This window comes from Gordonia sp. (in: high G+C Gram-positive bacteria), from assembly GCF_047606305.1.
Lineage (GTDB): Bacteria > Actinomycetota > Actinomycetes > Mycobacteriales > Mycobacteriaceae > Gordonia.
The window spans coordinates 1-13,370 of record NZ_JASGER010000070.1 but is presented as its reverse complement, the minus strand read 5'-3'; the positions used below and the strand labels follow the sequence as shown (position 1 = coordinate 13,370).

Annotated in this window: 11 protein-coding genes and 1 pseudogene; 6 read left to right on the top strand and 6 right to left on the bottom strand. The window is 70.9% G+C overall.

Annotated features, from left to right (window positions below):
* Positions 1 to 6: 6 nt before the first annotated feature.
* Complete coding sequence (locus QM634_RS11130; RefSeq protein ID WP_415042848.1) at positions 7 to 1,008, bottom strand: enoyl-CoA hydratase/isomerase family protein; 1,002 nt, start codon at positions 1,006 to 1,008, stop codon at positions 7 to 9.
* A gap of 114 nt (positions 1,009 to 1,122) precedes the next feature.
* Between QM634_RS11130 and QM634_RS11125 the strand changes: the two genes are divergently transcribed.
* The 3 genes from QM634_RS11125 to QM634_RS11115 are packed head-to-tail and all read left to right on the top strand — an operon-like array spanning position 1,123 to position 4,593.
* Positions 1,123 to 3,096: a hypothetical protein gene (locus QM634_RS11125; protein WP_415042867.1), complete on the top strand. Its 1,974-nt coding sequence runs from the start codon at positions 1,123 to 1,125 to the stop codon at positions 3,094 to 3,096.
* Positions 3,097 to 3,103: 7 nt separating this feature from the next.
* Positions 3,104 to 3,325: a hypothetical protein gene (locus tag QM634_RS11120; RefSeq protein WP_415042847.1), complete on the top strand. Its 222-nt coding sequence runs from the start codon at positions 3,104 to 3,106 to the stop codon at positions 3,323 to 3,325.
* Positions 3,322 to 4,593: a hypothetical protein gene (locus QM634_RS11115; protein ID WP_415042846.1), complete on the top strand. Its 1,272-nt coding sequence runs from the start codon at positions 3,322 to 3,324 to the stop codon at positions 4,591 to 4,593. Before QM634_RS11120 ends, QM634_RS11115 begins: the two co-directional genes overlap by 4 nt.
* A gap of 4 nt (positions 4,594 to 4,597) precedes the next feature.
* On the opposite strand, the gene QM634_RS11110 is transcribed toward QM634_RS11115, so the two are convergent.
* On the bottom strand, positions 4,598 to 5,812 hold the full coding sequence (locus QM634_RS11110) for an esterase/lipase family protein (RefSeq protein WP_415042845.1): 1,215 nt from the start codon (positions 5,810 to 5,812) through the stop codon (positions 4,598 to 4,600).
* A gap of 162 nt (positions 5,813 to 5,974) precedes the next feature.
* Here QM634_RS11110 and QM634_RS11105 point away from each other — a divergent pair, with 162 nt between their 5' ends.
* The 3 genes from QM634_RS11105 to QM634_RS11095 are packed head-to-tail and all read left to right on the top strand — an operon-like array spanning position 5,975 to position 9,219.
* The gene (locus QM634_RS11105) at positions 5,975 to 7,546 is read left to right on the top strand and encodes an ATP-binding cassette domain-containing protein (protein WP_415042844.1); all 1,572 of its coding nucleotides are present in this window, start codon (positions 5,975 to 5,977) and stop codon (positions 7,544 to 7,546) included.
* A gap of 9 nt (positions 7,547 to 7,555) precedes the next feature.
* Positions 7,556 to 8,362: an alpha/beta hydrolase gene (locus QM634_RS11100; RefSeq protein ID WP_415042843.1), complete on the top strand. Its 807-nt coding sequence runs from the start codon at positions 7,556 to 7,558 to the stop codon at positions 8,360 to 8,362.
* A gap of 14 nt (positions 8,363 to 8,376) precedes the next feature.
* Complete coding sequence (locus QM634_RS11095; RefSeq protein ID WP_415042842.1) at positions 8,377 to 9,219, top strand: aldo/keto reductase; 843 nt, start codon at positions 8,377 to 8,379, stop codon at positions 9,217 to 9,219.
* Positions 9,220 to 9,290: 71 nt separating this feature from the next.
* Here QM634_RS11095 and QM634_RS11090 read toward each other — a convergent pair whose 3' ends face one another.
* The 4 genes and pseudogenes from QM634_RS11090 to QM634_RS11075 all read right to left on the bottom strand — a co-directional run.
* On the bottom strand, positions 9,291 to 11,096 hold the full coding sequence (locus tag QM634_RS11090; RefSeq protein WP_415042841.1) for an ABC-F family ATP-binding cassette domain-containing protein: 1,806 nt from the start codon (positions 11,094 to 11,096) through the stop codon (positions 9,291 to 9,293).
* Between the two features lie 19 nt (positions 11,097 to 11,115).
* A complete protein-coding gene (locus tag QM634_RS11085) occupies positions 11,116 to 12,249 on the bottom strand; it encodes a lipase family protein (RefSeq protein WP_415042840.1) in 1,134 nt (377 codons plus the stop codon).
* 33 nt (positions 12,250 to 12,282) lie between these two features.
* On the bottom strand, positions 12,283 to 13,197 hold the full coding sequence (locus QM634_RS11080) for a 4-(cytidine 5'-diphospho)-2-C-methyl-D-erythritol kinase (RefSeq protein ID WP_415042839.1): 915 nt from the start codon (positions 13,195 to 13,197) through the stop codon (positions 12,283 to 12,285).
* A gap of 6 nt (positions 13,198 to 13,203) precedes the next feature.
* Positions 13,204 to 13,370: pseudogene (locus tag QM634_RS11075) on the bottom strand (16S rRNA (adenine(1518)-N(6)/adenine(1519)-N(6))-dimethyltransferase); the annotation flags it as partial.

Sequence of the window (13,370 nt, the reverse complement as noted above, 5' to 3'; positions counted from 1 at the left end):
GCTCGGCTACTCGCCGACGATTCGCCGCACGACGGCCGGATCGACGTCGTCGATCGAGGCCGGCTGAAAGTGCGGGTCGCGGTCCTTGTCGACGAGGACCGCGCGCACCCCCTCGGCGAAGTCGTGGGTGGCGGTGATCTGCTCGGCCGCGTGCAGTTCGCGGTCGAAGCACTGGTCCAGTGAGCTGCCCGAGCCGAGGTCGATCATCTCGGCCGTGACCAGAAGACTCGTCGGCGAGCAGTTGTCCATGAGCGCCGCGGTCTCGCGCGCCCAGTCGTCACCGCCGCGCAGCCCGCCAATGATCGCGGGCACCGGGTCGTTGCCGCCGAAGTAGTCGGCGATGGACCGCAGCGGCAGGTCGTCGGCGGGCGGAGCGGGCGGAGCGGCCGCCAGCGCCTCACCCAGCGGGGTGCCCGCGCGGATCGCCGCGGCCAGGTCGCCGATCGCCTCCGACGCGACCGCATGGGTGGCCAGTCCCACCTGCACCGCCTGCGCACCACGGATGCGCGCGCCGGTCAGGCCCAACCACTTGCCGACGCCGGCGGGCAGTCGCGGCAGGAAGTACGTCGAGCCGATGTCCGGGAAGAAGCCGATCGCGGTCTCGGGCATCGCGATGAGCGCCTTCTCGGTGACCACGCGAACCTCGCCGTGCACGCTGATGCCCAGCCCGCCGCCCATCGCCGCGCCGTCGATGAGCGCGACGTAGGGCTTGGGATAGTTCGCGATCAGCTGGTCGAGCGTGTACTCCGAACTGAAGTAGCGGGTGATCGCGGCGGCGTCCTGCGCGAGCGCGGAGTCGCGGATCGCGCGGATGTCTCCGCCGGCGCAGAACGCCCGGTCGGTGCCCGAGGTGACCAGCACGGTCTCCACCGCCGGATCGTCGGCCCACTCCCGCAGGACCGGCAGCATGTCGTCGATCATCGACTGGTCGAGTGCGTTGAGTGCTGTGGGCCGGTTCAAAACGATCTCGCCGACACCACCGGAGACCGCCGATTCGATAGCAGACATGGGGACACCCTACCGACCGTGCGGGCAGCAATCCCGGAGCCGCAAACCATGACAATGTTTGTTGTTAAAGAACTGTCCGCTTTGTGCCATACTCATCCAATGCAGACACTCGAGATGTACGCCGCGAGTCTCACCGACACCGCCGTGATCGCCGCCGACAAGGGCGGCGGCGCCGCGTTGGACCAGGTCTTCGGGATGACGGCCGCCGCCGGCGTCGTGTCGATCGTCCTGCTGTGGATCGCCTATCGGCACCGCTCCTACAAGTCCGACTGGCTCCAGGAGTGGGCGGGCTGGCTGGGCCGGATCGGCGAGCGCCCCACCTGGTCGGTGATCCCGCTGTTCCTGTTCATCACCACCATCCTCACCGCCTTCCTCGGCTTCATCTGGGACGTCAGCCTGCACGTCGGCCGCGGTCGCGACGACGGCCCGCTGGCCAACCCGGCGCACTACTTCATCCTGGTCGGGCTGTTCTTCCTCTTCATCGCCGGCGCCCTCGCGATGATCCTGCCGCGCAACGACGACGGCTCCATCGCCAAGCCCGGCATGGCCGCGGTGAAGATCACCCGCACGTGGTACACCCCGACCGCGGGCATCCTGCTCGCGGCCTGCGGCCTGTACGCGCTGATAGGCTTCCCGCTCGACGACATCTGGCACCGCATGTTCGGCCAAGACGTCACCCTCTGGGGGCCCACTCACCTCATGCTCATCGGTGGCGCGGGATTCTCGCTCATCGCGGTGATCCTGCTCATGCACGAGGGCTACCTCGCCGCCACGCGGAGTCGACAGAAGAAGCAGGTGCCGCAGGGCGATGCCCCGGCGTTCCTCGGCTTCGAGATCCCCAAATGGCTCACCGGTGACCGCATGACCCGGTTCACCCAGGCGGTCGCCTGCGGCGGTCTCCTCATCGGCCTCTCGGTCTTTCAGGTGGAGTTCGACTTCGGCATCGAGCAGTTCCGGTTGGTCTTCCAGCCGATGCTGATGGTCGCCGCCGGCGTCTTCGCCCTGGTGGTGGCCCGCCTGTGGGCCGGGACCGGCGCGACGCTGATCGCGGTGGCCTTCGCCTTCCTGATCCGCGGCGCGGTGGCGGTCTTCGTCGGCCCCATCCTGGGCGAGCCGACCAACACGTTCCCGCTCTACCTGGGCATCGCCGTCATCGTCGAGGTGCTGGCCCTCATCCCCCGTCTGCGCGAGAACGCCCTTGCCTTCGGTGCGGTCGTCGGCTTGGCCGGCGCCACCGTCGGCGCCTTCCTGGAGTCGTTCTGGGTGCGCTGGAACTATGTGGTGCCGTGGCCGAAGGGGATGTGGCCGGAACTGCTGGCCCTGTGCATCCCGGTCGGCGTCATCGTCGGCCTGACCGCCGGACTCTTCGTCCGCGCGCTGCAGCCCAAGCCGCTGCCCGCCCCCGTCATCCGCCGCTCGATCGTGGTCGCGATGATCCTCACGATCGCCGGCGCCACCCTGTGGGGCCTGAACTACACCGTGCCGCAGAACGGCAAGGCCATCATCAACCTCACCGAGGCCCCGTCGGTCGACGGCTTCCGGATGGTCACCGCCGACGTGCAGATCACACCGGACAACCTGATCAGCGACGACCCCGAGTGGGTCAACATCCTCGCCTGGCAGGGCGCCGGCGACCACCTGCGCGGGCTGGTCGTCGACCGCCTGGCCAAGGTCGGCCCGGGCAAGTACCGCTCCACCACGGCGGTCCCGGTGTCGGGCTCGTGGAAGACGGTGCTGCGCATCCAGGACGGCAAGACGCTGACCGCGGCGCCGATCTTCATGGCCGGCGACCCCGGCATCGGTGCGGCCGAGGTGAGCGCCACCCCGCACATCGAGCGCCCGCTGACCCGCGAGCTCGACATGCTGCAGCGCGAGCGCAAGTTCGACCACCCGTCGTGGTACTTCTCCGTCGCCACCTGGGCCGTCGCGGCCATGACGATCCTGCTCATCTGGCTCCTGAGCTGGGGTGCGGCGCGCATCAACGCCGCCTACTTCCCGCGGCCGGACCAGCGCCCGCTCAAGTTCCAGGGCAGCGGCCGCGGCAAGGTGCACCGCAAGTCGGACGAACCCGAACCCGTCGACGCGTGACCACCCGATGAGGACCGTCTACCTGGCGGATCACTCGGTGGTCCTGGCGCTGCCGGCCTTCGTTCCCGCGTTCATCGTCGTCGGCGTCATCGTGGCGATGGTCGTGCGCGACCGTCGCCGCGGCGACGACGAGCACGACGATCAGCCCTTCCTCGACGAGGACGAGATGCTCGACGAAGACGACCGCCAGCTCGACGAGTCCACCGACGACCGGGGAGAGGACCGATGACGCGGATCCTCGCGCACGGCACCGGTGAGGCTGCCGCCTTCCCGGTCGACATCACCTACGCGCTCATCGGCGGCTCGTGGGCGCTGGCCATCTCCTTCCTGGTGCTCGCGTTCGCCTGGAAGACACCCCGGTTGGACCCCGCCAAGCATTGGGCCGTGCTGCCGCGCCTCACCCGGTTCGCCGATGCCCGCGGCGTCCGCGAGGCGCTGGGCGTTCTCGGACTGGTGCTCGCCGTCGGCGCACTCGTGGTCGGGTTCACCGCGCGCCACCAGCACGACAACCCGCTCGTCGGCACGTTCTTCATCTGGCTCTGGGTCGGCCTCGTCCCCGCATCGCTGGTCTTCGGCCCGATCGGCAAGGTCGTCTCCCCGGTGCGGACCCTGCACCGCTTGGTGTGCACCGCACTGCACCGCTCCCCCGCACGCGGCCTGCGCCCCTACCCGTCGTGGCTGGGGCGTTGGCCCGCGGCAGTCGGTCTGTTCGCCTTCGTCTGGCTCGAACTGGCCGTCGTGCACAAGGGCGTCGCCGCGGTCGCCTGGTGGTGCCTGGCCTATCTCGTCGTCACCGCGGCCGGTGCGATCGTCTTCGGCGACCGGTGGTTCGCGCGGGCAGAGCCGTTCGAGGTGTACAGCGGAGTCATCGCGACGATGAGCCCGCTGGCGCGCGACGCCTCGTCGCGCGAGCTGGTGCTGCGCAACCCCCTGTGCGGCCTGTCGACCTACCGCACGGGAGCCGGTGCCGTCGCCGTGATCGCGGTGCTCCTCGGCTCGACCGCGTTCGATGCCTGGTCGGCCACCCACCGCGCGACCGGCATCCCCGCGCGGACGGCGATCCTGCTGCTGTTCGTCGTGGTCGTCGGCGTGAGCTTCTGGCTGGCCACGATGGCCGTCGGCGGCGTCACCCGCGAGCGGCGCCTGTCCATCCCCGGCAAGATGGCGCACACCCTGATCCCCATCGCGGTCGGCTACCTCGTCGCGCACTACGCGAAGTACTTCGTCGAGGACGGCCAAGAGGTCCTGCACTCGTGGCTGACCGCGTTCGGCGCCGACGAGCCGGCGGCGTGGACGCCGTTCACCGACCACCCGACGCTCGGGTCGGTGCTGGCCGTCGCCGCGATCGTCGTCGGGCACCTGTTGGCGGTCGTCGCCGCACACGACGCCGCGCTGCGCATCCTGCCCAAGCGTCATCACCTGACCGGGCAGCTGGCCTTGATGCTGCTGATGGTCGGCTACACGTTCACCGGCCTCTGGCTGCTGTTCGGCGGCTGAGGGTTCAGGTCAACCACTCGAGGAGCTTGTCCCCGACGCGGTCGTCGTTGAGGAGAGTGAAGTGGTTCGACCGGCCCAGGTGCATGCCGTTGCGCGGGTCGAAGCCGATGCGCCGCGCCGAGTTGCGACCACTGGCGCTGTGGTGCAACACCAGCCCGTCGCCGACGACGCGGGCCAGTGGGTTGCGCGGATTGCCGGTGAGCGTCGCGGACACGAAGTAGTGCTCGGCACCCGGGAGCAGCTCGATCTCGGCGGCCACCGCGCGCGCCAGGTCGTCGGGGTCGCGGCCGGTCCAGTCCTCGTCGACGAGCGACCCGGCCCGCAGGTCGCGGATGCCGCCGCTGCGGCGGCGCAGCAGCCGCCCGAAGGCCCGGGTCTCGGGCAGCCTCATCAGGCCGGCGCTGCCGTGGTGGGCGAGGTTCTCCAGCGGCGCCCCGAGGTGCGGGGTGCCCAGGGAGACGCTCGCGCGGACCATCGGGACCCACGCGTGGCCGGCCTCCCGGCCGTAGTGGGCCGCGCTGCGGGCGACCAGACCGCCCATCGAGTGGCCGAGCAGACCGATCGACTCGACCGGTATCGGCCACCGGCGGACGAGTTCGTCGATCAGCTCGGCGAGGTCGCGGCCGTTGGTCGAGATGTGGCGACCGGTGTTGTAGCGGATGAAGACGGTGGTGACCCCCTCGCGGGCGAGCCGCTCGGCGTACGGCTCGGCCTCCCCGAGGGCCCAGGCGTGCTCGGTCTCCACCAGTCCGTGCAGCGCGACGACGAGGCGGCCGGTCGCGGACGGGAACGCGGCGGCGAGGCCGTCGCGGGTCAACGACACCGGCTGCCCGTCGACGCGGATCGACATCGGCTCGGCCAGCGGCGACTGCCGGGCGTCGAGCTCGTCGCCGATGAGTCCGTTGACCGCGGCGATGATCGTCGCGCCGGCCTTCGTCGACGACGGCGCCTGCTTCAACGGTAGGTCGGCGGCCATCCCGCCGACCTTGCCCGCGGTGGTCATGGACTGGTCGATGATCAGGTAGACGCCGTCGGTGATCGCGTCGTGCACCGCCTTCACCGGTGCGACGGCGGGGCCCACGCCCCAGCGCACGGCGCCGAAGATCCGGTCGGAGATCGCCCGATGGGTCTCGTGGATCCCGGTCGACGCCTTGCCCAGCTCGGTCAGCCCGAGCTCGGAGAGCGCGCGCACCTCGGTGCGTCGTTCAGCAGTGGTCATAGTGTTGAGTGTACATCTGTTCACCGAGCCCATTCGCCGAGTGTGCGGCAAATCTCGCCGAGTGGGCGATCAAACTCCACCGAGTGGGCGATCAATTCCGCCGAGTGGACTCCCCGATATTCGGTTTCGGTCCGACAATCGCGCGGCTACCGTCGGCTGCAGATGTCTTCCCCACCAAACCCCGCCATCACGCTGTCCGACGTCGCCTTCGCGTGGCCGGACGGCACACCCGTCTTCGCCGGGCTGACGGCCACCCTGCCGACCGGACTGTCCTCGCTGGTCGGGTCGAACGGCGTCGGCAAAACCACCCTGCTGCGGCTGATCACCGGACAGTTGCGCCCCACCGCAGGATCGATCAACACCATCGGGTCGGTGGCGATGCTCGACCAGCGACCTGCCGCCGACCCTCACGCCACGGTCGCATCGGCGATGGGCGTCGGGGCCATTCTCGACGCCATCGACCGCGTCGAGTCCGGGTCGGTCGACCCCGACGACTTCGACGTCATCGGCGACGAGTGGGATGCGCCGCAGCGGGCCCGCGCCGAGCTCGACGCGCTTGGCGTCCCCGACCTTCCGCTCGACCGTCGGCTTGCCGAACTGTCCGGGGGCGAGGGGACTCTCGTCGCGCTCGCCGGCTGCCTGTGGCGGCGCCCGGCGATCCTGTTGCTCGACGAGCCCACCAACAACCTCGACCGCCGCGCCCGCGACTTGCTGTTCGACGCGCTGGATTCGTTCACCGCCACCAGCGGCCGCTGCGCGGTCGTCGTCAGCCACGACCTCCAGCTGCTGGAGCGCGTCGAGACGACCTGCGAGCTCCACCGGCCCCGGCCCGCCGCACCCGTCTCCCTGCGGACGGTCGGTGGGCCGTATTCGCTGTACCGCGAAGTGCTCGAGGCCGAGCAGGCGGCCGCGGCGGCGGCCGTCGCCAACGCCGCCGGCGACCTCGCCAAGCAGCGCCGCGAGCTCGACGAGGCACAGACCAAGCTCGCCCACCGCGCGCGCACCGCACGCAAGGCGGAGGTGGAGAAGCGGGTTCCGAAGATCATCGCCGGAATACGCAAGAACGCCGCCCAGGTGTCGGCCGGCAAGCTCGCCGGCAGCCATCGCGACGACGTGGCCGCGGCTCGGGAACGCCTCGACGAGGCGGGGGAGGCCGTCCGCAGCGACCGGCGCGCCGTCATCACCCTGCCCGACGTCGAGGTCGCGCCGCGACGACAGATCATCGTCGACGACCGCCTGCGCGTCGACGGCCCCGAGCGCGTCGCACTGATCGGCGCCAACGGTTCCGGCAAGACCACCCTGCTGAACGACCTTCTCGCCGCCGACGCGATCGTCGTCCCCCGGTGCTTCATCCCGCAGACCATCACCTTCGCCGACGAGGATCTGACCGTCGCGCAGGCGGCCCACGCCGTGCACCCGGAGGCGACGGCCGAGGAGCTGCGCTCCTCGCTGGCGCGCCTGGGCCTGCGCGGCGACGCCGGTGACCGACCCGTGGCCACGCTGTCGGGCGGGCAACGGTTGCGCGCCGCACTGGCCATCGGCCTCGTCGCCGACCCGCCGCCGGAACTGCTCATCCTCGACGAGCCGACCAACAACCTCGACATCGACACCGTCGAGGTACTGGCAGACGCCCTCGCGCGATGGTCGGGGGCGCTGGTGCTGGTGTCCCACGACGAGGGCTTCCTGAACCGGGTCGGGGTGGATCGGCGCGTGAACCCGCCGTCGGGCGAATAGGCTTGCCGCATGACCAAGCAAGACGTCCTGCTCATCCACGGCACCTGGGGCAGCAGCGCCAGTTGGGACTACGTGACCGACGAACTGACCAAGCGCGGCTACAACGTGCACGCCCCGACGCTGCCCGGCCACGGCAAGGCCAGCGAGATCGACGTCGACGCGATGGCCGCCGAGGTGTCGAAGCTCGGCCTCGAGGACTACGTCGACTACCTGCAGAAGCTCGTCGGCGAGATGGCCACCGAGCCGATCATCGTCGGTCACTCGCTGGGTGGTCTGATCGCCCAGCTGTTGGCGGTGAAGGTCGCGAGCCCGGCGCTGATCCTGATCGGCACCGCCCCGGCCGCCGGCGTCTTCGCCCAGTACCCGACCACGACCGTCCTGTGGAGCCCGTACCTGTTCACCTGGCTGCGCTCCAAGCCGATGTTCCCGGTGTCGAAGAAGTCGTGGGACAAGTACATCGCCAACGAGCTGCCCGCCGATCTGTCCGACGAGTTCTACGCCGAGCTGTGTGCGGAGTCCGGCAAGGTCTACCGCCAGATGGCGCTGTGGCCCTTCGACGGCCAGAAGCAGGCGAAGGTCGACTTCGAAGCGATCACCGAGCCGGTGCTGGTCATCGCGGGCGAGAAGGACAAGTGCTGCCTCCCCGCGATGAACAAGGCGACCGTTCGACGCTACGGCGATCGCGGCACCTACGCGGAGGTCCCCGGCTCGGACCACATCATGACGGCCGGCCCCGCGCTGCCCAAGACGATGGCGATCATCGACGACTGGGTCGCCAAGCAGGGCCTGGGACCCGACGTCGCACGCGCCCGCTAGCTAGGGTGGGCGGCATGGCTCTGATCACCCTGAACGACGGCACGTCCATCCCCCAGTTCGGCTTCGGCACCTGGCAGATCCCCGACGAGCAGGCCCACCCGCGGGTGGTCGAGGCGCTCGAAGCCGGCTATCGGCACATCGACACCGCACAGATGTACGGCAATGAGAGCGGCGTCGGCCGCGGCATCGCCGAGAGCGGTATCGCGCGCGACGAGCTGTACGTCACGACCAAGCTCAACAACAACAATCACGCCCCCGACCGGGTCATCGCCTCGATCGACGACTCCCTCGACCGGCTCGGCCTCGACTTCGTCGACCTGTTCCTGATCCACTGGCCGCTGCCGGGGATCGACATCGACTACCTGGACACGTGGAACGCGATGATCGAGGTCCGCGGCTCAGGCAAGGCGAAGTCGATCGGCGTCTCGAACTTCAACGCCGATCACCTCGAGCGCATCACCTCCCGCCCCGGGTCGGTCGTGCCGGCGGTCAACCAGATCGAGGTCCATCCGTACTTCGCGCAGAACGAGTTGCGCACCGCGAACGCCAAGCTGGGCATCGCCACCGAGGCCTGGTCGCCGCTGGCACAGGGCCAGGTCTTCGACGATCCGAAGCTCGTCGACATCGCCGGGCGCGTGGGTCGACCGGTCTCGCAGGTCGTGCTGGCCTGGCACCTACAGCGCGGCGACATCGTGTTCCCCAAAGCGTCCAGCCCCGCGCGGATCAAGGAGAACTTCGACGCGCAGGACGTGCGGCTCGACGCCGCCGACATCGCCGCGATCGACGCCCTCGACGAGAACCGGCGCATCGGACCGGATCCGGCGACCTTCGACTGGGTACCCACCGACGACGTCTGATCCGACTGCCCACTCGGCGAAAAACTGGGCACGCTCGGCGAAAATCTGGGCACGCTCGGCGGGATAGCGGACTATTCGGCCAGCTCGGCGGCCTCAAGCCACTCGAGCTCGGCCTGCTCCTTCTCGGCGACGATTCGCTTGAGCTCGGTGTCGAGCTCGACGAGCCGCTGCGGATCGGTGGCCGCGTCGACCAGATCGGCGTGCAGCTTCTCCTCGCGTGCGGACAGTTTGTCGATCTGCCGCTCGAGCCTCCCCATCGCCTTGCGGGCGTCGCGGTGCTCGGCGGCGGACGTCTTCGGCGACTCGGTGCGCGCCGGCGCCGCCTTCTGCGGGCGCGAGTCGGCGGCCGCCGACGCCGCGCGGCGCTCCAAGTACTGTTCGATCCCGCGCGGGAGGTTGGTCAACTTCCCATCGCCGAGGAGCGCCCACGTCGAGTCACAGATGCGCTCGATCAGATAGCGGTCGTGACTGATGACCACGAGCGTGCCGGCCCACCCGTCGAGCAGGTCCTCGACCTGCTGCAAGGTGTCGATGTCGAGGTCGTTGGTCGGCTCGTCGAGCAGCAGCACGTTCGGCTCGGCCATCAGCACCCGGGTGAGCTGCAGGCGGCGGCGCTCACCGCCGGACAGGTCGCCGACCGGGGTGCGCTGGCGGGCGGGTGAGAAGCCGAGCCGCTCCGCGAGCTGCGAGGCGGACAACTCCTTGTCCCCGACCATCATCCTGGTCGCGACCGATTCCACCGCGTCCAGCACGCGCTGGTCGGGGTCGAGGTCGTCGAGCTCCTGGCGCAACCAGCCGATCGACACCGTCTTGCCCTCGATCCGCCGCCCTGGGTCGACCGGGACCTCACCGGCCAGGGCGCGCAGCAGAGTGGTCTTCCCCGAGCCGTTGACGCCGACGAGGCCGATCCGCTCCCCCGGAGTGAGCCGCCAGGTCAGATCCTCCAGCAGCACCTGCGACGACCCGTCGGCCGCGGGCGGGGTGACGAGGCGGGCGTCCTCCAACTCGATCACGACCCGCCCCAGTCGGCGCTTGGCGAAGGCGGACAGCGTCACCGTGTCGCGCGGCGGCGGCACGTCGGCGATCAGCTTCTCGGCGGCCTCGATGCGGTACTTCGGCTTCGACGTGCGGGCGGGCGGCCCGCGTCGCAGCCACGCCAACTCCTTGCGCGCGAGATTGCGGCGGCGCTCCTCCATGGCATCGGCCAGGCGGGAGCGCTCGGCCCGCGCGAACACCCAGTCGTTGTAGCCGCCCTCGTACTCGTCGACGCGGCCGGAATGGACCTCCCAGGTCCGTTGGGCGACCGTGTCGAGGAACCAGCGGTCGTGGGTGACGACCACGACGGCGTCGCCGCGGGCCACGAGGTGGTCGGCGAGCCAGGCCGCGCCCTCGATGTCCAGGTGGTTGGTCGGCTCGTCGAGGATCAGCAGGTTGGCGTCGGAGACCAGCGCCGCGGCCAGGGCGACCCGACGCCGCTGACCGCCGGAGAGCTCGCCCGTCCGACGGTCCAGCAGGTCGGCCACCCCGATGCCCGACAGGACGTCGCGGATCCGCGGGTCGCCGGCCCACTCGTGCTCGGCGACCCCCAACGATCCGACGACGACCTCGGCGACGGTGGCGTCGGGCGGTAGATCGCCGCGCTGGGTGACGGTGGCGAGCCGGGCGTCGCCCGCACGGGACACCCGCCCCTCGTCGGGCTCGGTGATCCCGGCGAGGATCTCCAGCAGCGTCGTCTTGCCGCCGCCGTTGAGGCCGACGACGCCGATCCGCTGACCGGCGTGCACGCCGACGCTCACATCCGCCAGCAACGGCTTGATCCCGAAGCTCTTGCTGATCTTCTCCGCGTTGATCAGGACGGGATTGGCCGGGGCGGTCACGGGGCCAACTGTAGCGGCCCTAGCGGAAGTACCCGTCGACGGTCGCCATGGTGTTCGCCATCGACTGACGGGTGACCGCGTGGTGGTCGCCGGGGTACCACCCCGCCGAGACCGCGACGCCGCCGGACCGGAGCTGGTCGAGCAGCTCGACGGTGGCCACCGCCGGAACGATCGGGTCGGCCAGCCCCTGTTGCAGGCGCACCGGTCGGCGGAAGCCCGAGGCCGGGATCCCGCCGTAGTGGCGCAGGGCGGCCAGGAAGCGCGGGGAGCTGCCCGTCGCCTTCGTGTAGAGCGAACCCGGGGCCACCGACTTCATCGCGGTGACGGCGTCCACGACGCACAGGTTCGACACGCGGTCGAGCCACCGGCGGCCGGTGGGCGTGAGGTAGCCGCGCACGTGCAGATCCGGGTACACGTGGTCCAGGCCGCTCAGCACGTACATCCCGAAGGCCGACATCTGGTTGAAGGAGCCGAGGCTGGGCAGGCCGGGCTGCTGGACGAGGGTCACCGAGGTGTCGATCTGGCTGGCCGGCGCCATGGCGACCGCGCCCACCATCGGAAGCTCGGGGGCGTAGGTCGGCGCGACGCGGGCGGCCCACAGTGCGACGTGCCCGCCCTGCGAGTGGCCCAGCGAGGCCCAACGCCGCCCGATCTTCGGGTCCAGGTTGCGCGCGGCCCGCACCATGTCGATCACGTTGTAGGCCGACGACCGACCGCCGAGGTATTCGGCGGTGCCGCCGCCGCCCAGTCCGATGTAGTCGGTGGCCGTGACCACGTAGCCGCGCCGCAGGGCGCCGGCGATGTTCGGCTGGAAGTGGTCCTGCCGCGCGCCGGAGAACCCGCTGGGCGCGCATTTCGGCGAGATGCCGGTCGTGCCGTGCGCCCACGACACGACCTTCCACTGTCCCGCCGGCGCCGGGCGTCGCGGGTAGTAGACGACGCCCGTGCTCTGCGCGGGACGACCGCGCTGGTCACGGGTGGTGTAGAGGACTTTCACGCCCCGCGCGGCACCACTCGGCAGCCGGTCGGCGGCCACCGCCGACTGCGCCAGGACGCGGCCGACCCCGGGAGCGGCCGAGGCGCCGGGCACCGTGGCCGCCAGGAGGGCCGAGGCCGCGAGGGTGGATCCGACGAACAGGCTGAGTACGCGCATGGCAAGCACGATAGCGCGACGGTGCCCGGCGGCTTAGACGATTCGCGCCCCGGCAACCGGGCCGTGGGCGGTGCGCACCGACTTCGCAACGCCGCGACCGGCCAGTTCGGCGGCCACCCGGACGGTCGACTCGGCATCGGCGCAAAGGAAGGCGCAGGTGGGACCGGAGCCGGAGACGATCCCGGCGAGCGCACCGGCGTCGGTGCCCGCGCGCAGCGTTCGGCGCAGCACCGGCTGCAGGGACAGCGCCGCCGGCTGGAGGTCGTTGTGCAGCAGGCCGGCGACCTCGTCGACGTCACCGCCGGCGAGCGCGCGCAACAGGGCGTCGGGCGTGCGGGTCGTCTCCCCGGTCGCCTCGTCCTTGGCCCGCAGCCGGTCCAGCTCGGCGAAGACCTCGGGGGTGGACAGGCCGGTCTTGGCGATCGCCAGCACCCAGTGGTAGTCGCCGCGCGAGAGAACCGGCGCCAGCGCCTCGCCGCGTCCGGTTCCCAGCGCGGTGCCGCCGTGGACCGAGAACGGGACGTCGGAACCGAGGTCGGCGGCGGCGGCCATCACCTCGGCCCGGTCCCAATCGGCGCCGAACAGGCGGGTGCACGCGACGAGCGCGGCGGCGGCATCGGCACTCCCGCCGGCCATGCCGCCGGCGACCGGGATGGTCTTGGCGATCTCGATGGCGACGCGGGCATCGGGATCGACCCGCAGGGCGGCGCGCGCGGCCAGGTTCCGTGCCGGGTCCTCCGGTACGTCGGCGGCGCCCTCCCCGACCGTCCGCACGGACAGTGCGGCCGCCGGCCGGACGGTGACGTCGTCGAACAACGACACGGCCTGGAACACCGTCGTCAGCTCGTGAAAGCCGTCCGCACGTGCCTCGCCGACGCCCAGGTGCAGGTTGATCTTCGCCGCCGCACGGGCGGTGATCGACCCGGAGCTGTCGGTGTTGGCGGCCACGAAAGGTCAGGGTAGTGCAGTCTGCGCGAGCGCGACGAAGTCGCCGACGTCGAGCCGCTCGCCCCGCGCCGAGGGATCGATGCCGGCCGCGCGCAGGCGCGCCTCGGCCTCCACCGGCGACCCTGCCCACCCGGCGAGCGCGGCGCGCAGCGTCTTGCGACGCTGCGCGAAGG

Excerpts from the sequence above, each read along its gene's own strand:
- QM634_RS11130 (WP_415042848.1), bottom strand. The coding sequence starts at position 1,008 with ATGTCTGCTATCGAATCGGCGGTCTCCGGTGGTGTCGGCGAGATCGTT.
- QM634_RS11125 (WP_415042867.1), top strand. The coding sequence starts at position 1,123 with ATGTACGCCGCGAGTCTCACCGACACCGCCGTGATCGCCGCCGACAAG.
- QM634_RS11120 (WP_415042847.1), top strand. The coding sequence starts at position 3,104 with ATGAGGACCGTCTACCTGGCGGATCACTCGGTGGTCCTGGCGCTGCCG.
- QM634_RS11115 (WP_415042846.1), top strand. The coding sequence starts at position 3,322 with ATGACGCGGATCCTCGCGCACGGCACCGGTGAGGCTGCCGCCTTCCCG.
- QM634_RS11110 (WP_415042845.1), bottom strand. The coding sequence starts at position 5,812 with ATGACCACTGCTGAACGACGCACCGAGGTGCGCGCGCTCTCCGAGCTC.
- QM634_RS11105 (WP_415042844.1), top strand. The coding sequence starts at position 5,975 with ATGTCTTCCCCACCAAACCCCGCCATCACGCTGTCCGACGTCGCCTTC.
- QM634_RS11100 (WP_415042843.1), top strand. The coding sequence starts at position 7,556 with ATGACCAAGCAAGACGTCCTGCTCATCCACGGCACCTGGGGCAGCAGC.
- QM634_RS11095 (WP_415042842.1), top strand. The coding sequence starts at position 8,377 with ATGGCTCTGATCACCCTGAACGACGGCACGTCCATCCCCCAGTTCGGC.
- QM634_RS11085 (WP_415042840.1), bottom strand. The coding sequence starts at position 12,249 with ATGCGCGTACTCAGCCTGTTCGTCGGATCCACCCTCGCGGCCTCGGCC.